Origin of the sequence: Escherichia sp. MOD1-EC6098 (assembly GCF_002965865.1) — a bacterium.
GTDB lineage: Bacteria > Pseudomonadota > Gammaproteobacteria > Enterobacterales > Enterobacteriaceae > Escherichia > Escherichia marmotae.
This window is the reverse complement of record NZ_PTSN01000005.1, coordinates 96,588-119,471: the sequence shown is the minus strand read 5'-3', so window position 1 is coordinate 119,471 and position 22,884 is coordinate 96,588. Positions and strand designations below refer to the sequence as shown.

Sequence of the window (22,884 nt, the reverse complement as noted above, 5' to 3'; positions counted from 1 at the left end):
GCCGATTGCGAGATATCTTAAAGGCCGGTAGAAGTGACCCGGCAGAGCGATCAGAGGTCGACACGCTGACTGATTTGCAAACTTTTATCTTACGCGGCGCTACCCAGCGCAACCACGCGACCAATCACTTCATGACAGGCAACCAGTGGGTACTGTGAGAATCCCCACTTGTTGTCGAGCATCGACAGGCCAGAATGGCAAATCCCGCAGTAATCCACCTGTACTTCGCCGTCTTGTGGCTTCAGTTCACCGGGATCGTACTCATAGAGCTCCAGTTCCCCGCCAGCCTCTTTTGCAGCATAGCTTTTTATCATCGACATGCTTTTGCCCTTCTCTGGTATTGCCCGGGAAGTGTAGAGTATGGTCGGGCGGGAGGCCTGGAGTGTGACAAAGGTTACACATTACTGAGAATGGTGCTGAAATTTTCAGCACTTAGCAAAGTGGGTGCAAGCTGACGCTTGCATGGCGGCGTGTGACAGGTATAATCCACAACGTTTTCCGCATACCTCTTCAGTGCCGAAGTGGCGAAATCGGTAGACGCAGTTGATTCAAAATCAACCGTAGAAATACGTGCCGGTTCGAGTCCGGCCTTCGGCACCAAAAGTATGTAAATAGACCTCAACTGAGGTCTTTTTTTATGCCTGAAATCCGCGCCACACAAATCTTTTCCGCTGTTTTTTCCAACTAACGTCAACCTGGTTCAATCCATATTAAATCCCTTAAGAATACCGAACCAAGTATGTTTGCGCTTATCTATTAAGGATTCGGCTCTTTCAGAAAATCTAATCCATCCTCCAGGCACAATATTTATTGCGATCGTGCTCGCATCGTGGACAATGTTTAATCATAAGTAATATTTACATCAATGAAATCAATGATTTCTATTATGTCACGGAATGGAAAATGGACAGCAATACATTGGGATTCACTTCATACTGGCGCAACTCCTTAGCTGACGCCGAATCTGGTAAAGGAACGTTTTCACGTAAAGATACAGATTCATTCATTCGATGGATAAATATCACCACAGGGAAGTTGGATGACGAGACTATTCGGGCATTTTTTGACGGTGAAGGGGAGTCGGTAAAAACCGTTGAAGTCGTGTTACGGCCCCAAGTGTGGAACCGCATAGTAAAGCATGGCAAAGAGCAAATGGCAGATGCACCCGCAATTATCACGCCACTGGTTACCTCCGCTCTTCTGAATAGGGAAGGTTTTTTGTTTCCTGCCGCTTCAGCCACTATTCCCCGCGATCTGCTTGAACCTCTCCCTTCCGGTCATTTTTCTATTGGTGAGTTGGCGCAATATGACAAATACAAAACCACGCATAACACAGCCACCATTAATGAAGATGACCCAGAACATTACGAAGAAACTGACGAAGAGAAAGCGGAACGCCATGCCAGGTATCGTCAGCATTGGCAAAATTATCTTCAACAGTCAGATAACCTTTTAAGAAACGTCACTGGAAATTGGGTCGCTACATCTGAGCCATACGAACGGGCTGGATACGGTTATATTGTTAAAGCTAGCCAGCATGTAGGGGCCAGCGTTCATATCCTGCCTATGTATGACCATCTTCTGATGAGCCAGGTTAAGGTTCCGCTATTAACGCGTTTTGCCTCAAACGAAATGGCTCCAGTGGAGCCACTTCTCGCTAAGAATGCGATGTTCTGCGAACGTTTGGGGCATTCCGGCGATAAGTTTCCGCTGGCAGTGGCGCAGCGCGATGCCCTGAGCCATTATCTGACTCAACAGCAGGGTGATATGCTCGCTGTCAACGGTCCTCCGGGAACGGGTAAAACTACGCTGGTGCTTTCTATTATTGCCACCGAATGGACAAGAGCCGCACTTAATCAAACTGAACCTCCTGTAATCATTGCCACATCGACTAACAATCAGGCCGTCACCAATATTATTGAAGCCTTTGGAAAAGATTTCTCTACTGGTTTTGGCGTAATGTCTGGGCGTTGGTTGCCGGAGGTAATAAGCTATGGCGCTTATTTTCCGTCTAAAAGCCGTCTGGTTGAGGCAGCGAAGAAATACCAGACTGGAGATTTTTTTAACCGCGTTGAATCCCAGGAATATCTGGAAAAAGCCCGGGCCTTTTACCTTGAAAAAGCGGAGGCGGCGTTTGGAGCTGGAGAGTACAATTCGCCAGAGCATGTAGTGACGCTTTTGCATGAACGTTTAACTTCACAGTTTATGCAACTTCAGCAAATCGAACCCGCATGGCGCAGACTCAATGATATCCGCCATGAACAGCGAGTCATCAGTGAGAATCTCGACCAGTATCTTCAGGACAAAAACACACTTCTTCTCAATATTGGCAATGAAATTTCACTTTTAGTCAGAGGTAAAAAGCAGTGGCAGCAATACCGTGCCAATGAGTCGCTTATGTATGCATTTTTGTCATGGCTCCCTGCTGTTCGTGCTAAACGCCATTACCAGATTAACCTCTTCCTGGACTCTACGTTCGGCGCAAGAATGACAGCGTTCCAGGGAAATTGTCCCGAAGATATTGATAAATTTATCGATAGTTTGATCGCTAAAGCGCAACAAGAGCAGGCGGTGTGCCAACAGAATATCAACTTTGCGCAGGACATAGCCCGACGTGAAGTGGAAGCAGCAAAACAATGGCACGAGTTGACTTATGCGCTGGGCTACAGGGGATGCGCTGGGCTACAGGGGATGCGATGAGCTGAACCTCGCCGGCGCGGACGAGCTTGCCGATACTCAGATTCGTTTTCCTGCGTTCTTGCTAGCGACTCATTATTGGGAAGGTCGCTGGCTGATGGATATGGCGACAATCGATAATCTGCAAAAAGAAAAAGGACTCACTGGGGCGATTAGTGTCAAGGCCCGATGGCGAAGAAGAATGAAACTTACCCCCTGTGTGGTGATGACCTGCTACATGTTGCCTTCTCAAATGATAACGGGGAAATTTGTCGGAGGTGCCAGGCAATTTGATAATGATTATTTATATAACTTTGCTGATTTACTGATCGTCGATGAAGCAGGGCAGGTGCTCCCGGAGGTTGCTGCGGCTTCCTTTGCATTAGCTAAGAAAGCGCTGGTAATAGGCGATACAGAACAAATAGCACCTATCTGGAATTGTCTGCCTGTCACCGATATAGGCAATATGCTGGAGGAGAACATTCTTTCTGGCGACACTCAGGAAGAGCTAATGAATGCATATTCCCATGTGTGTGAGTCTGGAAAAAGTGCGGCATCCGGCAGCGTGATGAAAGTTGCTCAGTACAATTCTCGCTACCAATATGATCCGAAGTTCGAGCGCGGAATGTATCTGTATGAGCATCGTCGCTGTTTCAATAACATCATCGGCTACTGTAACTCACTTTGCTATCACGGTAAGTTGCAGCCCAAAAGAGGAATGGAAAAAGAGACGATTTTCCCGGCAATGGGTTTTTTGCATATTGACGGCAGGGGCATGAAGCCAAATGGAGGTAGCCGTTATAACCCTCTTGAAGCGGAAACAATTGCAGCATGGCTGGTGGCGCATAAGGATGGTATAGAGCGCCATTACGGGGAACCGCTGTATAAAGTAGTTGGTATTGTGACGCCATTTTCGGCACAGGTTAATGCCATCAAGACGTCATTGCGTAAGCTGGAGATTAATTGCAATGACGAAGAGGGTTCGCTGACCGTGGGGACTGTGCACTCCTTGCAGGGTGCGGAAAGGGCGATTGTTCTCTTTTCTACGGTCTATTCAAAACATGAAGATGGTCAGTTTATTGACAGCAATAGCAGTATCCTGAATGTCGCAGTCTCACGCGCTAAAGATAGTTTTCTGGTCTTCGGTGATATGGACCTTATAGAGATGCAGCCAGCATTTTCGCCGCGAGGGTTATTGGCAAAATTTCTGTTTGCTTCAGATAATAATGCGTTGCAATTTGAGTTTCAGAAACGGCAGGATTTAAGTTCCGCACAGACACAAATTTCAACGTTGCATGGTGTGGAGCAGCATGATGAATTTTTGAATAATGCTCTGGCCGCAGCTCAACAGAAGATCACGATTATTTCCCCCTGGTTATCCTGGCAAAAAGTGGAGCAAACGGGTTTTCTTGCGTCGATGGCTCTGGCCCGTTCCCGGGGTATTGATATTACCGTGGTAACGGATAAAAACTGCAATATTGCGCATGTCGATGATGATAAGCGCCAGGAGAAACTGCATCTTCTAAATGATGCAGTCGAAAAGCTCAATAATATGGGCATTGCTACAAAATTGGTGAATCGCGTTCACAGCAAAATTGTGATTAGAGATGAGGAGTTGCTGTGCGTTGGATCTTTTAACTGGTTCAGTGCTGCGCGAGAAGATAAATATCAACGATACGATACGTCTTTGGTGTACCGTGGCGAAGGCGTAAAAAATGAAATAAAGGCGATATATAGCAGTCTGGATCAACGTCAGCTATAAGTGTGATGAACAGTTCACAACACAGGAGTGGTAAGGGATATATTTTAACAATGTGAAGGCGACTTTCAGATTTATTGCGAGTCGCTTTTCCTGATTTTCAATCTTATTGTTTACCTAATCATTCTCCTTTGCATAATGCGCCTGGCATTAACGACAGGGGCTTTTAGGAATGAAAGCAGATACAACAATGGCCTAATGTCTTCGGCCCGTATTAAGCATATCATCATTGTCTAATTGCCAGAATCCATCGCCTTGTAATCGCCAGAACGGCATATCAGGCTGATACTGCGAATGCTGTGATCCAAAACGTTCCAGTAAACTGTGCAGAGGTTCGTAGATTTCCGAGCCATAATCGAAAAGGCGTGGATGTCCATGCTGGTAGCCAGCCAATACGTATAGCAGTAACAGAGGTTTATGTGGCGCGCGCTGTTCACCCTTGTGCCAGATTTTTATGTTGGCAATTGCCTGCTGTTCAAACCCGCAAGCGAAGATATATTACCTTGATCTCATTTGTTTTTTTGTTGCCTGTTCTGAGAACGTATAAGAGTATCCCCCATGAATAAACTCCCCGACCACCTTTCGCACCAATACCGCAAAATAGCTTCAACAAATTTGTCAGAAATAATCCCACGACGGGCTGCTGAGCTGAAATGACTGTTGCGTAGCACCGTCGTCCAGTTTTCTGGTGTTCGGTACGCTGAACCGTAATATCCCGTGCTAAAATCGTCCGGATCTTCATCTGGCTCGTTCGTCAGCCCTCTTTCACCTTGTTGCTGGAAGCCGACGAAAATAATATTGGCTAAGGCATTATTTTTATAATTGCCATAAATCGTTTCATACGCATGAGGGTAATTTTCTTTCCAGTACCAGGTGGTATCGCCGCAAAACCACGGAGCGGCAGCAATATTATTAAGCTGAGAACGATACTGTTTCAAATCCTCACGAAAGGCTTCAACCATATGATTAAAGTATTGAGGATGTAACGCGTAGTCACTGGTCATTAAGTCAAATTCGCCCTGCATCCAGCATACGCCGAGGAATTTATTCTGCGGATTCTTTGACAGTGCCGTTCGTGTTCTGTTGACTAAATCCTGATACAGCGGAGTATCTGCTCCCCAACGACATGAATCATGGCTGGCTCCGTGCTGTTCTGAATATGCCCCTTCGCTGCCCGCGGTAAAAGCCGATCCACCGCGGCAACAGGGAACGATAAGAACGCCTGCATTATCAGGAATGAAGGGCAGTAATTTCCGCGCAATATGTAGTGCCTGGCCAACGGTGCCGTACTGTGTTTGATGATTCGTTGCCAGAGGATGGTGATAACCCTGCATATCCTGGACATCGTGTGGGCAGTGAGTCAGTGGAATAATGTCATTAAATTGACATAACGGGCCACCGGGATGCGTCTGAGTGAATCTCGCCAGTTGTTTTATTCTGGGATGAGGCGCATCTTCACTGTCTGGTAACGGGAGTCCTTCGCCATACGCCATAGCATTAGACTGACCGGCAACGGTAAGAACATAGTAATAATCGGGCGATATTATTGCGTTCATATAAATGTCGCGTAATTAAAATGATGAATTGATATCAGGGCTCCTTTACTGGAGCCCTGAAAAGTTAGTTTTGCACAGTCACTTTATTATCTTTCACAGAGAGTAACACTGAATCCGCCACAGCTTTGCCGCCCGTAGTTTCACCGCCAATAATCAATAAGCTATTATTCCAGGGTAATGATACTCCGTAGGCCCGACCTTGCGACAGTTCGCCAGATTTCTCCCATTTCCCGTTATGCCAAAGATGGATATCAGCGCTATACGATTTTTTCAGGCCTTCATGCGCATAGTTCTTACCGTTCTGGTAATTTTCCCGTGAACCTTTAAATCCGGCTCCTCCGGCAAATATAAGAGAGTCATTGCTAATACCAGCAAAACCGCCAGCTACGCCATCCGGTGAGGAGACGGGAGAAAGTTTATTCCATTTTATGTTATTGCCGGTGAAATCAAGCTCAAATACAGCATCAGTTCGCAATCCTGGTTTTGCCTCGCCATTAATAAGCCAGGTTTTATCACCTTTATTTGCTACCGCCGCTCCAGCCGTACCGTACCAGGGAGATTCACCAGCATAACTCCATTGCTGTGTAGAGGGTTCAAAAGACAACAGAAACTTATTGAAGAAATAATCTTCTGCTTTTTTGTCAAAATAGTTGGCGTTGATTTTATCTATAGTCTTTGAATCTTTTCCAGCCTCATTGAGATCTTCAAAATAGCCATTGAAGATATTCTGGTTAACACCGCCAGTAACATAAGCCTTGCCGTTGTGTACAAAAGTCACATGACCCGCCATGCCCATCGGTGCGTGTGACATCAATTTAACCCAGGTATTGGTTTCGGGGTTATATTTGTGTACGTCGTTGAATACCTGAGTTAACCCATCTCTGTTTTTACCAACACCGCCAAATACATACAAATTACCATCAATAAATGCAGAGGTTGCTTGATCTCTCGGGCCAGCCGGGAATTCCGCCAGGGCTATCCATTTCTTATCTTTGGCTTGCGTATCCAGCTTGTACCATGCTGCTCCTGCGCTACCTAAACCAATGTAGACAGTGTTGTTATCAATCACTCCAGTACCGCTTTTAAAAGGCACAGGGGGTTCTGGTAATACAGACGCGTTTGCGGCAAATGAAGCCATTATGATAGCAAGTGCCATTATTTTTTTATTCATTGTGACTGTCTCCTGTCTACTACAGTTTAAATGACACACCAATGCGATAACTGTTTTCAGATAAATTATCTCTACCGTTGTAAACACCCTGACGGTCAAGGTAGTCATATTCTATGTATGGCGTAATATCTGGCGTCATATGGTATTGTAGAACAAATGCATTTTCCGTCGCCCATTTCTTATGGTTTGCATAGCGATAATCGTTTTGTTTGCTGTATAGCGTTGTTTGCCAGGCGAAGGTGAAATCACTATTAATATGGTAAGTGACATATCCATCCCAACGATGAACGTTATCACGAGACATATCGCCGGATAAGTCTTGCTGTCGGTAGGCTTTCCAGTCGTAACGATAGCGAATGCCAAAATTGAGATCTTTTGTCGCATCCCAGGACAGTTTTACGTAAGGTCCGTAGCGTGTACCGTTGCTGCTAAAATGGGTTAACATTCCCGGGCGCACAGTCCATTGATCATCAAGTTTTATTGCGTAATTAACTTCGACCTGAACATCATTGAGTGCGGCATTTTCTTTTTTATTATCATGAATAGTGTTCCAGGTATTACTTTCAAGACTTGCCCACCATCCATTTTGCCATCCCTCACTGGCTTTGAGTCGAGTTTCATAAGCATGGCTCCCACTACGATATCCACCACGGACGTCCAGTGTTGCAGCCTGAGAAATTAATGGCGACGAAAAGCAGAGTAATAATACGCCAGAAAGTATTTTAGCCTTTTTCATAAATTTCACTCATTTGTAGGATACAGAAAGTAATACAAAGCCCGCATAAACAATTAGCATTTATGTCGTGTAATATTTTTTGCCAGGCTTATAGTGTCTTTGGCAGCGGATAGCTGTATTTTATATTTTTTGTATAAGGTCTCCTGTGAAAATTCACTTTCCACATTATTTAAATATACAGAGGACCAGATTAAATACCTGAGTATAAAATCTCTTCTGATGTTTAATTGATTTGAATGTTCGTAAGCTATATCACTTACTCAATCCATTTTACCCAGAGTCATAAAATAGATTGTTTGTTGATCTCATTTTCATACTCCTTTCAGACTGAAGTGCGTTTTCATCACCCGATGAGAAAGAACTGAAGTGATGTTTGTCATAGATTGCGAGATGCCCAGCTTCATTTACTGTCTTGGTGAACCTTTATACCTGTTATACCAGATCAAAAATCACACAATCCATACAACAAAACCAGATTTGCAATTCGTGTCACAAAATATGTCGATATTTTTCTAAGAAGAAGATGCTATGTGAAGCCAGATGACCACTTGCGGAGCTCTTCATAAACCAAAGGTTTTTCTTTAATTATTTGTTTTATATGTTATTTATTTTTAGTTCAAACAGGAGGCGATTTGCAAGATAACTCAGCGGGCATGGTAAAGATAAGTGTCTATCCGCCATCAGACTGGGCATAATTCTCATCATGAAATATGTTTCCTGCTTTGTGGCACGTAGCTGGGAACTCCCGGAGTTGTTCCGGGCAGGCTTGTTGATGTTCAGCACGCATCGGTATTTTCAGGATGATGTTTCAATCCGTTTGTTGCCGTATCACCCGGCGAATAGCTGTGAGTCAGGAAGGTTTAAGTCGTAGTGACCAAAGCTATCTTTAGCAACGAATGCAGATGGAAAAAGCGTGTCCTGGCTTTCCTCATATCTCCGGGAAATACACAGTATGAAAAAGGGATGTAACAACCTCACAGCATGAGTTTACGAACCAAAGGATAATAATGGCTAGGAAACTAAGCATTAGCATGATAATAGCCACCTGAAAATTACCGGTTTCTATGAAATAGCAATTATGCGGAAAAACAGAGTTGACTAATAATGTTATGTGTGAGATGGCTGACAGAAGCAATATTAAATTTTTATGATGATTTGCTTGTTACAGGAGATATCACATGATATATAGATAAGAATAGTTATATTGATCATGAGGTTTATTATTGGATTTCGTCTTGCGCTGATAAATATATTAATGAACATAGCATACAAGAGCATATAGCGTTTGTATGGCAAAGTTATTATAAGTAACTATCGCCACTCCATTTTAGTTCATTCAAAAGAGCTGATCCACTTGCGTTAGTCATTACACAAACGTTCGCTTTTATAAACATAATCAGGGCTAAATGTTGGGCTGATAATAACCCAGTACAGCTAGTGCGTGTCTGCAATTATAAGGGAAAACGATGAAGAATAAGGCTGATAACAAAAAAAGGAACTTCCTGACCCACAGTGAAATCGAGTTACTCCTTAAAGCAGCAAATACCGGGCCTCATGCTGCACGTAATTATTGTCTGACTTTACTTTGTTTTATTCATGGCTTCCGGGCGAGTGAAATTTGTCGATTGAGAATTTCAGATATTGATCTTAAGGCAAAGTGTATATATATCCATCGATTAAAAAAAGGCTTTTCAACGACACACCCGCTCTTAAACAAAGAAGTTCAGGCTTTAAAAAACTGGTTGAGTATGCGTACTTCTTATCCACATGCTGAGAGCGAGTGGGTGTTTTTGTCACGCAAGGGGAATCCTCTTTCTCGTCAACAGTTTTATCAAATCATCTCTACTTCAGGTGATAATGCTGGATTATCACTAGAGATTCATCCTCACATGTTACGTCATTCATGTGGTTTTGCTTTGGCGAATATGGGAGTAGATACACGGCTTATCCAGGATTATCTTGGCCATCGTAATATTCGTCATACTGTCTGGTATACCGCCAGTAATGCAGGGCGTTTTTACGGTATCTGGGATAGCCCCAGAGGTCGGCAACGCCATGCTGTTTTATAAAAACGGATGAGATACCATGGATGGTGTTAAAAACTACATTATTCTTACGATGTATCAATAATAATTAACCATTTATTAATTGATGTTATTGTAAGTATAATCATTAATTATCAGAATAAACATTGGTTTAACCACAGCCATACAAACCACAATGGTTTTATTTTTTTTAAAATAAACAAACAAAATCATTCATAAATTTACACATCACCTAAGTTCTTACCTCATTGTGTTTTTTTTCTTTATTTTTTAAGCAACTGGAAGTTAATTCTGTTTACTCTATTGTTATATTGAATTAAATCAATGAAAATAGATTTTGTCACATCAGTGATATTTTATTTTTGTATGATATTTAATGTGAACGTCTGATAATCGCTCAATGTCGTGTGTGATTATCTTTTTATCTATTGGGCTAATTTTAACCGATTGAGGTTTTCCTATAGGTATTCATTCAAATATAACCCAGTTCAGGAGTACTACTATTGTGAGTAAACGTCGCTATCTTACCGGTAAAGAAGTTCAGGCAATGATGCAAGCGGTTTGCTATGGGGCAACGGGTGCCAGAGATTATTGTCTTATTCTGTTGGCATATCGGCACGGGATGCGTATTAGTGAGCTACTTGATCTTCATTATCAGGATCTTGATCTCAATGAAGGCCGGATAAATATTCGTCGGCTGAAGAACGGATTTTCTACTGTCCATCCACTACGTTTCGACGAGCGTGAGGCTGTAGAACGCTGGACCCTTGAACGTTCTAACTGGAAAGGTGCTGACCAGACCGATGCCATATTTATTTCTCGTCGTGGAAGCCGACTTTCTCGCCAGCAGGCCTATCGCATCATTCGTGATGCGGGTGTTGAAGCTGGAACCGTGACGCAGACTCACCCTCATATGTTAAGACATGCTTGCGGTTATGAACTGGCCGAGCGCGGTGCAGATACTCGTTTAATTCAGGATTATCTGGGGCATCGAAATATTCGCCATACTGTGCGTTATACCGCCAGTAATGCCGCACGTTTTGCCGGATTATGGGAAAGAAATAATCTAATAAATGAAAATTTAAAAAGAGAAGAGGCTTAATGTAACCTATTGATAAAAAATAAAAAATTAGATTAATACAAGACAATTGGGGCCAAACTGTCCATATCATAAAAAAGTTTTGTGTTTTTTCTCAAGCATAAAAATATAAAAAATCGACGAAAACCAGCTAACCATTTGATATGTAAATCATTTCTCTTGTAAATTAATTTCACATTGCCTCCGCGTTACGTAAAGATAGCGTTTCTGACTCTCGAAGCAACTTCCTCATTCTTCTCTTCAAAAACCACCTCAGATAGCATAAAAATCTATAAAATCAATTAAATAAAGTTCATTAATCCAACGAATAAACTAAATAAGTAAGCGAGCGATGCTTTCCTCTATGAGTCAAAATGGCCCCAAATGTTTCATTTTTTGGGGGAAAACTGTGCAGTGTTGGCAGTCAAACTATCTATCTGAACAAAGTGTACAGAACGACTGCCCATGTCGATTTATACGTAGATTTAAAAAGGAAAGCAGTATGAAAATTAAAACTCTGGCAATTGTTGTTCTGTCGGCGCTGTCCCTCAGTTCTACAGCGGCTTTGGCCGATACTACTCCCACGACGGTAAATGGTGGGACCGTTCACTTTAAAGGGGAAATCGTTAATGCTGCTTGTGCGGTTGATGCTGGTTCTGTTGATCAAACCGTTCAGTTGGGCCAGGTTCGTACTGCTACTCTGAAGCAGGGTGGAGCAACCAGCTCTGCCGTCGGTTTTAACATTCAACTGAATGATTGCGATACTTCTGTTGCAAGCACAGCCGCTGTTGCCTTCTTGGGCACAGCGATTAACAGCAACAATCCTACAGTACTGGCTCTGCAGAGTTCTGCTGCAGGTAGCGCAACAAACGTTGGTGTGCAGATCCTTGACAGAACAGGCAATGCGCTGACGTTGGACGGTGCGACATTTAGCGCACAAACAACCCTGAATAATGGCACTAACACCATTCCGTTCCAGGCGCGTTATTATGCAATCGGCGAGGCAACCCCGGGTGCTGCTAATGCGGATGCAACCTTCAAGGTTCAGTATCAATAATCCACTCAGGTTTTAGGGAAATAATTATGGGCAAGGATGCCCGCCCCCTGCGCGATAAAAATAACGATGAAAAGGACGAAATTATTTCTAGTAGCGTCGTTACTGCCGATGTTTGCACTGGCCGGAAATAAATGGAACACCACGTTGCCCGGTGGAAATATGCAATTTCAGGGCGTCATTATTGCGGAAGCTTGCCGGATTGAAGCTGGTGATAAACAAATGACGGTCAATATGGGGCAAATCAGTAGTAACCGGTTTCATGCGGTAGGGGAAGATAGCGCCCCGGTGCCGTTTGTTATTCATTTACGGGAATGTAGCACGGTGGTGAGTGAACGTGTGGGCGTGGCGTTTCACGGTGTCGCTGATGGCAAAAATCCGGATGTGCTTTCTGTGGGTGAGGGGCCGGGAATTGCAACCAATGTTGGTATTGCCTTGTTTGATGACGAGGGAAACCTCGTACCGATTAATCGTCCACCAATACACTGGAAACGGCTTTACTCAGGCGCGACTTCGCTACATTTCATTGCTAAATATCGCGCAACAGGGCGTTGGGTTACTGGCGGCATGGCTAATGCTCAGGCCTGGTTCTCCTTAACCTATCAGTAATTGTTCAGCAGATATTGTGATAACAGGAACAGGACAGTGAGTAATAAAAACGTCAATGTAAGAAAATCGCAGGAAATAACATTCTGCTTACTGGCAGGTATCCTGATGATCGTAACAATGATGCTTGCCGGACGCGCTGAAGCGGGAGTGGCATTAGGTGCGACTCGCGTAATTTATCCGGCAGGGCAAAAACAAGTTCAACTTGCCGTGACAAATAATGATGAAAATAGCACTTATTTAATTCAATCATGGGTAGAAAATGCTGATGGTGTAAAGGATGGTCGTTTTATCGTGACGCCACCTCTGTTTGCGATGAAGGGAAAAAAAGAGAATACCCTGCGTATTCTTGATGCCACAAATAATCAATTGCCGCAGGATCGGGAAAGTTTGTTCTGGATGAATGTAAAAGCGATTCCGTCAATGGATAAATCAAAATTGAACGAGAATACGTTACAGCTCGCGATAATCAGCCGCATTAAACTCTATTACCGCCCGGCTAAATTAGCGTTGCCACCCGATCAGGCCGCAGAAAAATTAAGATTCCGTCGCGGCACAAATTCTCTGACGCTGATTAACCCGACACCCTATTACCTGACGGTAACAGAGCTTAATGCCGGAACTCGGATTCTTGATAATGCATTGGTGCCTCCAATGGGCGAAAGCACGGTTAAATTGCCTTCTGATGCCGGAAGCAGCATAACTTATCGAACAATAAATGATTATGGTGCACTTACCCCAAAAATGAAGGGCGTAATGGAATAACGCAGGGGGAATTTTTCGCCTGAATAAAAAGAATTGACTGCCGGGTGATTTTAAACCGGAGGAATAATGTCATATCTGAATTTAAGATTTTACCAGCGAAACACGCAATGCTTGCATAATCGTAAGCCTTGTCTGGCTGGTTTTTTTATCCGGCTCTCTGTTGCCTGTGCATTTGCTGCACAGGCACCTTTTTCATCTGCCGAACTCTATTTTAACCCGCGCTTTTTAGCGGATGATCCTCAGGCTGTTGCCGATTTATCGAGTTTTGAAAATGGACAAGAATTACCGCCGGGAACGTATCGTGTCGATATCTATATGAATAATGGTTATATGGCAACACGAGATGTCACGTTTAATACGGGGGAGAGTGAACAAGGGATTGTCCCTTGTCTGACACGCGCACAACTCGCCAGTATGGGGCTGAATACGGCCTCTGTTTCCGGTATGAATCTGCTGGCGGCTGATGCCTGCGTACCATTAACTTCGATGATCAATGAAGCCACTGCGCATTTAGATGTTGGCCTGCAGCGGCTTAACCTCACGATCCCGCAGGCATTTATGAATCAGCGTGCGCGTGGCTATATTCCACCAGAGTTGTGGGATTCAGGTATTAATGCCGGATTACTCAATTATAACTTCAGTGGAAATAGTGTGCAGAATCGGATTGGGGGTAACAGCCATTATGCATATTTAAACCTGCAGAGTGGATTAAATATTGGTGCGTGGCGTTTACGCGACAATACTACCTGGAGTTATAACAGTAGCGGCAGTTCATCAGGTAGCAAAAATAAATGGCAACATATCAATACCTGGCTTGAGCGAGACATAATTCCGTTACGTTCTCGCCTGACGTTGGGCGATGGTTATACCCAGGGCGATATTTTCGATGGTATTAACTTTCGCGGCGCACAGTTGGCCTCAGATGACAATATGTTACCCGATAGCCAGAGAGGATTTGCCCCGGTGATCCACGGTATTGCACGTGGTACTGCACAAGTATCTATTAAACAGAACGGGTATGACATTTATAATAGTACGGTGCCACCGGGGCCTTTTACTATTAATGATCTCTATGCCGCAGGTAATAGTGGTGACTTGCAGGTAACGATTAAAGAGGCCGACGGCAGCACACAGATCTTTACCGTACCCTATTCGTCAGTACCGCTCCTGCAGCGTGAGGGACATACACGTTATTCCATTACGGCTGGAGAGTACCGCAGTGGTAATGCGCAACAGGAAAACCCCCGCTTTTTCCAGAGTACGTTACTCCACGGCCTCCCGGCTGGCTGGACAATATACGGCGGTACTCAACTGGCGGATCGTTATCGTGCTTTTAATTTCGGTGTCGGGAAAAACATGGGGACATTGGGGGCTCTGTCCGTGGATATGACGCAGGCTAATGCCACACTTCCCGATGAAAGTCAGCATGACGGACAATCAGTGCGTTTTCTTTATAACAAATCGCTCAATGAGTCAGGCACGAATATTCAGTTAGTGGGTTACCGCTATTCGACCAGCGGATATTTCAATTTCGCTGATACAACATACCGCCGAATGAATGGCTACAACATTGAAACGCAGGATGGTGTTATTCAGGTTAAGCCGAAATTCACCGACTATTACAACCTCGCTTATAACAAACGCGGAAAATTACAACTTACTGTCACTCAGCAAGTTGGGCGCACATCAACACTTTATTTGAGTGGTAGCCATCAGACTTATTGGGGAACGAGTAATGTCGATGAGCAATTCCAGGCCGGATTAAATACCGCATTCGAGGATATCAACTGGACGCTCAGCTATAGCCTGACGAAAAACGCCTGGCAAAAAGGACGAGATCAGATGTTGGCTCTTAACGTCAATATTCCTTTCAGCCACTGGCTGCGTTCTGACAGTAAATCTCAGTGGCGACATGCCAGTGCCAGCTACAGCATGTCACACGATCTCAATGGTCGGATGACCAACCTGGCCGGTGTATACGGTACGTTGCTGGAAGACAACAACCTAAGCTACAGCGTACAAACCGGATATGCCGGAGGTGGCGATGGGAATAGCGGAAGTACAGGCTACGCAGCGCTGAATTATCGCGGCGGTTATGGCAATGCCAACATAGGTTACAGCCATAGCGATGATATTAAGCAGGTCTATTACGGAGTCAGCGGTGGGGTATTGGCCCATGCCAATGGCGTAACGCTGGGGCAGCCGTTAAACGATACGGTTGTGCTGATTAAAGCGCCTGGAGCAAAAGATGTAAAAGTCGAAAACCAGACAGGTGTTCGTACCGACTGGCGCGGTTATGCCGTGCTGCCTTATGCCACTGAATATCGGGAAAATAGAGTGGCACTGGATACCAATACCCTGGCTGATAACGTCGATTTAGATAACGCGGTCGCTAACGTTGTTCCCACCCGTGGGGCAATCGTGCGAGCAGAGTTTAAAGCGCGCGTTGGGATAAAACTACTCATGACGCTGACCCACAATAATAAGCCGCTGCCGTTTGGTGCGATGGTCACATCAGAGAGTAGCCAGAGTAGCGGCATTGTTGCGGATAATGGCCAGGTTTACCTCAGCGGGATGCCTTTAGCGGGAAAAGTTCAGGTGAAATGGGGAGAAGGGGAGAATGCTCACTGTGTCGCAGATTACAAACTGCCACCTGAGAGTCAGCAGCAGTTATTAACCCAGCTATCAGTTGAATGTCGTTAAGGGGGCGTGATGAAAAGCAAACCTTTTTATCTTCTGTGCGCTTTTTTGTGGCTGGTTGTCAGTCACGCTTTGGCTGCGGATAGCACGATTACTATCCGCGGCTATGTCAGGGATAACGGCTGTAGTGTGGCAGTTGAATCAACCAATTTTACCGTTGATTTGCTGGAAAATGCGGCGAAGCAATTTAACAACATTGGGGCGACGACTCCGGTCGTTCCTTTTCGTATTTTGCTGTCACCCTGTGGTAATGCCGTCTCTGCTGTAAAGATCGGATTTACCGGTGTTGCAGATAGCCATAATTCCAACCTGCTTGCACTTGAAAAGACTGTGTCAGCGGCTGCGGGACTGGGAATACAGCTTCTGAATGAGCAACAAAATCAGATACCACTTAATGCCCCATCGTCCGCGATTTCGTGGACGACCCTGACGCCGGGTAAACCAAATACGCTGAATTTTTACGCCCGGCTAATGGCGACACAGGTGCCTGTCACTGCGGGGCATATCAATGCCACGGCAACCTTCACTCTTGAATATCAGTAACTGGAGATGCTCATGAAATGGCGCAAACGTGGGTATTTATTGGCGGCAATGTTGGCGCTCGCAAGCGCGACGGTACGGGCAGCCGATGTCACCATTACGGTGAATGGTAAGGTCGTCGCCAAACCGTGCACAGTTTCCACCACCAATGCCACGGTTGATCTCGGCGATCTTTATTCTTTCAGCCTGATGTCTGCCGGAGCGGCATCGTCCTGGCATGATGTTGCGCTTGAGTTGACGAATTGTCCGGTGGGAACGTCCAGAGTCACCGCCAGTTTCAGCGGGGCGGCTGACAGCACCGGATATTATAAAAACCAGGGAACCGCGCAAAACATCCAGTTAGAGCTACAGGATGACAACGGCAACACATTGAACACCGGCGCAACCAAAACTGTTCAGGTGGATGATTCCTCTCAATCTGCGCACTTTCCGTTGCAGGTCAGAGCATTGACGGTAAATGGTGGTGCCACCCAGGGAACCATTCAGGCAGTGATTAGCATCACCTATACCTACAGCTAACCCGAAGAGATGATTGTAATGAAACGCGTTATTACCTTATTTACTGTACTGCTGATGGGCTGGTCGGTAAATGCCTGGTCATTCGCCTGTAAAACCGCTAATGGTACGGCTATCCCTATTGGCGGCGGCAGCGCCAATGTCTATGTTAACCTTGCGCCCGCAGTGAATGTGGGGCAAAACCTGGTTGTGGATCTTTCGACGCAGATCTTTTGCCATAACGATTACCCGGAAACCATTACAGACTATGTAACACTGCAACGAGGTTCAGCTTATGGCGGCGTGTTATCTAATTTTTCCGGAACCGTAAAATATAATGGCAGTAGCTATCCTTTTCCTACCACCAGCGAAACGCCACGCGTTGTTTATAATTCGAGAACGGATAAGCCCTGGCCAGTGGCGCTTTATCTGACGCCTGTCAGCAGTGCGGGCGGAGTGGCGATTAAGGCTGGTTCATTAATAGCCGTGCTCATTTTGCGCCAGACCAACAACTATAACGGCGATGATTTCCAGTTTGTCTGGAATATTTATGCCAATAACGATGTGGTGGTGCCTACCGGTGGTTGTGATGTTTCTGCGCGAGATGTCACCGTCACTCTGCCGGACTACCCCGGCTCGGTGCCGATTCCTCTTACTGTTTATTGTGCGAAAAGCCAAAACCTGGGGTATTACCTTTCAGGTACAACCGCAGATGCGGACAACTCGATTTTCACCAACACGGCGTCGTTTTCGCCAGCACAGGGCGTCGGCGTGCAGTTGACGCGCAACGGTACGATTATTCCAGCGAATAGCACTGTGTCATTAGGGGCAGTAGGGACTTCAGCGGTAAGTCTTGGGTTAACGGCAAATTACGCACGTACTGGAGGGCAGGTGACTGCAGGTAATGTGCAGTCAATTATTGGTGTGACTTTTGTTTATCAATAAAGAAATCACAGGGGTTGCCAATGCGAGTACGCAATATTTGCCTGATGGCTATCAGGCTTACAAAACCTGTATGTTAGCTTTTTGTAGGCCAGATAAGACGCGCCAGCGCCGCATCTGGCATAAACAAGGCGCACGTTGCCAACCATCCGAACTGAGCCTGCCAATGGCAGGCTCTGATATTCCTTTACGCCACCATACTGATAATCAACACAATAATCAGCCCAACCACGGAGTTGACCAGCTCCAGCAGACCCCAGGTTTTCAGGGTGTCTTTTACTGACAGATCAAAATAACCTTTGAACAGCCAGAAAGAGGCATCGTTAATGTGGGTGAGGGTGTTGGAACCCGCGGCAGTTGCCAGAACCAGCAGCGCCGGATTTACACCAACCAATTGACCGGTTGCCGGATCAAGAATTGCGGCACTGATAATCCCGGCGGCGGTCATCGCTGAAACGACACCCTGACCAGTCGCCAGACGAATCAGCACGGTGATCAGCCACGCCATGATGTATGGAGAAATGTTGCCGTGCGACATCAGCATGCCGATGGTGTCACCAATGCCTGTGTCGATAATGGTTTGCTTCAGCACGCCGCCTGCACCGATGATCAGAATCACCATCGCAATACTTTTTACCGCGCTTTCAAAGGCGTTCATCACCCACTGCATGTCGTGGCCGCGTGCGGTGCCAAAGAGTACGAACGCAACCACCATCGCGATAAACATCGCAATTGGGGAGGAACCAATAAAGTTAACCACTTCCCATGCCGGTGTGTCTTTTACTAACCAAATATTAGCGATGGTGGTGGAGATCATAATGATCGCCGGGATCAACGGCACAAGAATGGAAATGCCGAAAGAGGGCAGGTTATTCATATCTACCGGTTGATCCGCTTTCAGGAATGACGGCGTTGGGCGCTCAAGATTACCGAGAAACTTCGGCAGGATCAGCCCCGCACAGATAACGCTGGGAATAGTCACCAGCACGCCATAGATGTAAACCATCCCCATATCTGCGCCGTAAGCATTGACCAGCGCCACCGGACCCGGCTGCGGTGGGAACAGTGAATGTGCGGTGGTTGCAGCCGCTACTGCCGGGATAGCCAGTTTCAGGAAGGGAATTTTAGCTTCGGCGGCAATCACGATCACCAGCGGTGCCAGCATGATAAAGGCCACTTCATAGAACATCGCCAGACCGAAAATCAGGCCGATGATGATCACCGATATCTGAACATAGCGCAGGCCGAGACGCGCCAGCAGCGTGTGCGCTATCTGGTGAGCCGCACCAGAGTCAACCATCAGCTTACCGATGACCGCACCGAACACCACGATGATCGCCAGTTCCCCCAGCGTGTTGCCAAAGCCCGCTTTCATGGTGTGCAGCAGCGACATCAGATCCATACCCGCCAGCATCCCAACGGACAACGCTGCCACCAGCAAAGCCACCATCGAGTTGATCTTGAACTTCAAATTCAGTACCAGCATCAGGCCGATGCCGAATACCACCCAAAGAATGTTAAGCACATGCATAACGTTTTACCTTACCTGGTTGAACCATTGCTATTTTGGGCGACATGTTATGTAAATTGGTCAACCATTGTTGCGATGAATATCACATCCCCCGATCAAAAACCGCTGAATACCCTTTGCTGTAATTTGCATCAACCTGTGTGAGAGTGGATTTCTTGTGATGTGGTTAACCAATTTTAGAATTCGGGTTGACATGTCTTACCAAAAGGTAGAACTTATACGCCATCTCATCCGATGCAACGCCACGGCTGCGGTCTGGTTGTTCATCCGGATACCTAAACAACTCCGGGGTTCCGCGTCTCTTCGCTGTGGAACCCGCTATGTGAAAGAGGAAATATCATGGAACAGACCTGGCGCTGGTACGGCCCTAACGATCCGGTTTCTTTAGCAGATGTCCGTCAGGCGGGCGCAACTGGCGTGGTTACCGCGCTGCACCATATCCCGAACGGCGAAGTATGGTCCGTTGAAGAAATCCTCAAACGCAAGGCTATCATTGAAGACGCGGGCCTGGTGTGGTCTGTCGTGGAAAGCGTGCCAATTCACGAAGATATCAAAACTCACACTGGCAACTATGAGCAGTGGATTGCTAACTATCAGCAGACCCTGCGCAACCTGGCGCAGTGCGGCATTCGCACCGTGTGCTACAACTTCATGCCGGTTCTCGACTGGACCCGTACTGACCTCGAATATGTGCTACCGGACGGCTCCAAAGCACTGCGCTTCGACCAGATCGAATTTGCTGCATTCGAAATGCACATCCTGAAACGTCCAGGCGCAGAAGCGGATTACACCGAAGAAGAAATTGCTCAGGCAGCAGAACGCTTCGCCACCATGAGTGATGAAGACAAAGCGCGTCTGACTCGTAACATCATTGCGGGTCTGCCGGGCGCGGAAGAAGGCTACACCCTCGATCAGTTCCGTAAGCACCTGGAACTGTACAAAGATATCGACAAAGCCAAACTGCGCGAAAACTTTGCTGTCTTCCTGAAGGCGATCATTCCGGTTGCGGAAGAAGTTGGCGTGCGCATGGCTGTTCACCCGGACGATCCGCCGCGCCCGATCCTCGGCCTGCCGCGCATCGTTTCCACCATTGAAGATATGCAGTGGATGGTTGACACCGTAAACAGCATGGCGAACGGTTTCACCATGTGTACCGGTTCTTACGGCGTGCGTGCTGACAACGATCTGGTTGATATGATCAAGCAGTTCGGTCCACGTATTTACTTCACCCATCTGCGTTCCACCATGCGTGAAGAAAACCCGAAAACCTTCCACGAAGCGGCGCACCTGAACGGTGACGTTGATATGTACGAAGTGGTGAAAGCGATCGTTGAAGAAGAGCACCGTCGTAAAGCGGAAGGCAAAGAAGACCTGATCCCGATGCGTCCGGACCACGGTCACCAGATGCTGGATGACCTGAAGAAGAAAACCAACCCTGGTTACTCCGCTATTGGTCGTCTGAAAGGCCTGGCCGAAGTTCGCGGTGTCGAACTGGCGATCCAACGCGCTTTCTTTAGCCGTTAATACTCACCGGCATGGCTTCGCGCCGTGCCGGTTCCTTCTTCCTTGCCGTCACTCTCTGAAGACGGATTCTGGAGTTTACGATGACTACTATTGTTGACAGCAATCTGCCGGTTGCCCGCCCGTCATGGGATCATTCTCGTCTGGAATCACGCATTGTGCATCTCGGTTGCGGGGCGTTCCACCGCGCGCATCAGGCGCTGTATACCCACCATTTGCTGGAAAGCACCGACAGCGACTGGGGGATCTGCGAAGTTAACCTGATGCCAGGTAACGACCGCGTGCTGATCGAAAACCTGAAAAAACAGCAACTGTTGTATACCGTGGCGGAAAAAGGCGCAGAAAGCACCGAGCTGAAAATTATCGGTTCGATGAAAGAAGCGCTGCACCCTGAAATCGACGGTTGCGAAGGCATTCTGAACGCGATGGCGCGTCCGCAGACGGCAATTGTTTCCCTGACGGTCACGGAAAAAGGCTACTGTGCCGACGCGGCAAGCGGTCAGTTGGATCTCAATAACCCGCTGATTAAGCACGATCTGGAAAACCCGACCGCGCCGAAGTCTGCAATTGGTTACATCGTGGAAGCCCTGCGTCTGCGTCGTGAAAAAGGGCTGAAAGCTTTTACGGTGATGTCTTGCGACAACGTGCGTGAAAACGGTCATGTGGCGAAAGTCGCAGTACTGGGACTGGCTCAGGCTCGTGATCCGCAACTGGCGGCATGGATTGAAGAGAACGTGACTTTCCCGTGCACAATGGTTGACCGCATTGTTCCGGCGGCTACTCCTGAAACATTGCAGGAAATTGCTGACCAGTTGGGCGTTTACGATCCGTGTGCCATTGCCTGCGAGCCGTTCCGTCAGTGGGTGATTGAAGATAACTTCGTCAATGGTCGCCCGGACTGGGATAAAGTCGGCGCACAGTTCGTTGCGGACGTTGTTCCGTTCGAAATGATGAAACTGCGTATGCTTAACGGCAGTCACTCTTTCCTGGCGTACCTCGGTTACCTCGGTGGTTATGAAACCATCGCTGATACCATGACCAACGCGGATTATCGCAAAGCGGCCTTTGCTCTGATGATGCAGGAACAAGCGCCGACGCTGTCGATGCCGGAAGGTACAGACCTGAACGCGTATGCGACGCTGCTGATCGAGCGTTTCAGCAACCCGTCTCTGCGTCATCGCACCTGGCAGATTGCGATGGACGGCAGCCAGAAGTTGCCGCAGCGTCTGCTGGATCCGGTTCGCTTGCATTTGCAAAACGGCGGTAGCTGGCGTCATCTGGCACTCGGCGTCGCGGGCTGGATGCGTTACACCCAAGGGATTGATGAGCAAGGCAACGCTATCGACGTGGTCGACCCGATGCTGGCGGAGTTCCAGAAGATCAACGCGCAATATCAGGGGGCGGAACGTGTGAAAGCTCTGCTGGGTCTGAGCGGTATTTTTGCCGATGATCTGCCGCAGAACGCGGACTTTGTTGGCGCGGTGACGACTGCATATCAGCAACTGTGCGAACGTGGTGCGCGTGAGTGCGTGGCTGCTCTGTAACTGACTGATTACCCTACAGACTGACTGGTCAATCAAATTTATATTTGGTTGACCAGTTTTCGTTTTTTTGCCCACCTGTACGTGCCAACTTCCAGTGCAAATGGTATAGTTTGAGATTAACGGGTGCCGTAAAATTGCCCGTTGTAGGCCGGATAAGGCGTTCAC

Annotated in this window: 15 protein-coding genes, 1 tRNA gene and 3 pseudogenes; 13 read left to right on the top strand and 6 right to left on the bottom strand. The window is 46.7% G+C overall.

Going from position 1 to position 22,884, the window contains the following annotated elements; translation table 11 throughout:
- Positions 1-92: 92 nt before the first annotated feature.
- A pseudogene (locus tag C0K55_RS07920) lies at positions 93-320 on the bottom strand (alcohol dehydrogenase catalytic domain-containing protein); the annotation flags it as partial.
- A 195-nt stretch (positions 321-515) separates the two neighbouring features.
- On the opposite strand from C0K55_RS07920, the gene C0K55_RS07915 reads away from it, so the two are divergent.
- Positions 516-600: transfer RNA gene (locus C0K55_RS07915), tRNA-Leu, on the top strand.
- 303 nt (positions 601-903) lie between these two features.
- Positions 904-4,438, top strand: a pseudogene (gene yjhR / locus C0K55_RS07910) (helicase YjhR).
- Between the two features lie 207 nt (positions 4,439-4,645).
- Here the strand turns inward: yjhR and C0K55_RS26535 are convergent.
- The 4 genes and pseudogenes from C0K55_RS26535 to nanC all read right to left on the bottom strand — a co-directional run.
- Positions 4,646-4,930: pseudogene (locus tag C0K55_RS26535) on the bottom strand (phosphorothioated DNA-binding restriction endonuclease); the annotation flags it as partial.
- 14 nt (positions 4,931-4,944) lie between these two features.
- A complete protein-coding gene (locus tag C0K55_RS07900; RefSeq protein WP_105266817.1) occupies positions 4,945-5,991 on the bottom strand; it encodes a sialate O-acetylesterase in 1,047 nt (348 codons plus the stop codon).
- A 64-nt stretch (positions 5,992-6,055) separates the two neighbouring features.
- A complete protein-coding gene (locus C0K55_RS07895) occupies positions 6,056-7,162 on the bottom strand; it encodes an N-acetylneuraminate epimerase (protein ID WP_105266816.1) in 1,107 nt (368 codons plus the stop codon).
- A 19-nt stretch (positions 7,163-7,181) separates the two neighbouring features.
- Entirely contained in the window at positions 7,182-7,898 is a 717-nt protein-coding gene (gene nanC, locus C0K55_RS07890; protein WP_105266815.1) for an N-acetylneuraminic acid outer membrane channel NanC, read from the bottom strand.
- Between the two features lie 1,466 nt (positions 7,899-9,364).
- Between nanC and fimB the strand changes: the two genes are divergently transcribed.
- From fimB to fimH, 9 genes are all read left to right on the top strand, one after another.
- Positions 9,365-9,967, top strand: a complete 603-nt coding sequence (gene fimB / locus C0K55_RS07870; RefSeq protein WP_000790567.1) for a type 1 fimbria switch DNA invertase FimB — start codon at positions 9,365-9,367, stop codon at positions 9,965-9,967.
- A 481-nt stretch (positions 9,968-10,448) separates the two neighbouring features.
- Entirely contained in the window at positions 10,449-11,045 is a 597-nt protein-coding gene (fimE, locus tag C0K55_RS07865) for a type 1 fimbria switch DNA invertase FimE (RefSeq protein ID WP_000044701.1), read from the top strand.
- 478 nt (positions 11,046-11,523) lie between these two features.
- The gene (gene fimA, locus C0K55_RS07855) at positions 11,524-12,078 is read left to right on the top strand and encodes a type 1 fimbrial major subunit FimA (RefSeq protein WP_016262827.1); all 555 of its coding nucleotides are present in this window, start codon (positions 11,524-11,526) and stop codon (positions 12,076-12,078) included.
- Between the two features lie 66 nt (positions 12,079-12,144).
- A complete protein-coding gene (locus C0K55_RS07850; protein WP_000831509.1) occupies positions 12,145-12,684 on the top strand; it encodes a fimbrial protein in 540 nt (179 codons plus the stop codon).
- 36 nt (positions 12,685-12,720) lie between these two features.
- On the top strand, positions 12,721-13,446 hold the full coding sequence (gene fimC, locus C0K55_RS07845; protein ID WP_000066584.1) for a type 1 fimbria chaperone FimC: 726 nt from the start codon (positions 12,721-12,723) through the stop codon (positions 13,444-13,446).
- A 66-nt stretch (positions 13,447-13,512) separates the two neighbouring features.
- Positions 13,513-16,149, top strand: coding sequence for a fimbrial usher FimD (gene fimD / locus C0K55_RS07840; RefSeq protein WP_000120906.1), 2,637 nt, complete (start codon positions 13,513-13,515; stop codon positions 16,147-16,149).
- A 9-nt stretch (positions 16,150-16,158) separates the two neighbouring features.
- Complete coding sequence (gene fimF, locus C0K55_RS07835) at positions 16,159-16,689, top strand: type 1 fimbria minor subunit FimF (RefSeq protein ID WP_000837649.1); 531 nt, start codon at positions 16,159-16,161, stop codon at positions 16,687-16,689.
- A gap of 12 nt (positions 16,690-16,701) precedes the next feature.
- Positions 16,702-17,205, top strand: a complete 504-nt coding sequence (gene fimG, locus C0K55_RS07830) for a type 1 fimbria minor subunit FimG (RefSeq protein ID WP_000872022.1) — start codon at positions 16,702-16,704, stop codon at positions 17,203-17,205.
- 18 nt (positions 17,206-17,223) lie between these two features.
- A complete protein-coding gene (fimH, locus tag C0K55_RS07825) occupies positions 17,224-18,126 on the top strand; it encodes a type 1 fimbria D-mannose specific adhesin FimH (protein ID WP_001517674.1) in 903 nt (300 codons plus the stop codon).
- A 184-nt stretch (positions 18,127-18,310) separates the two neighbouring features.
- Here the strand turns inward: fimH and gntP are convergent, their stop codons facing one another.
- Positions 18,311-19,654, bottom strand: a complete 1,344-nt coding sequence (gene gntP, locus C0K55_RS07820) for a gluconate permease GntP (protein ID WP_000558241.1) — start codon at positions 19,652-19,654, stop codon at positions 18,311-18,313.
- Positions 19,655-19,993: 339 nt separating this feature from the next.
- Here gntP and uxuA point away from each other — a divergent pair, with 339 nt between their 5' ends.
- Positions 19,994-21,178 carry a mannonate dehydratase gene (uxuA, locus tag C0K55_RS07810; RefSeq protein ID WP_001517676.1) on the top strand — a complete coding sequence of 395 codons (1,185 nt, stop codon included), beginning with the start codon at positions 19,994-19,996 and terminating at the stop codon, positions 21,176-21,178.
- An 80-nt stretch (positions 21,179-21,258) separates the two neighbouring features.
- Entirely contained in the window at positions 21,259-22,719 is a 1,461-nt protein-coding gene (locus tag C0K55_RS07805; RefSeq protein WP_001517677.1) for a fructuronate reductase, read from the top strand.
- Positions 22,720-22,884: the final 165 nt, after the last annotated feature.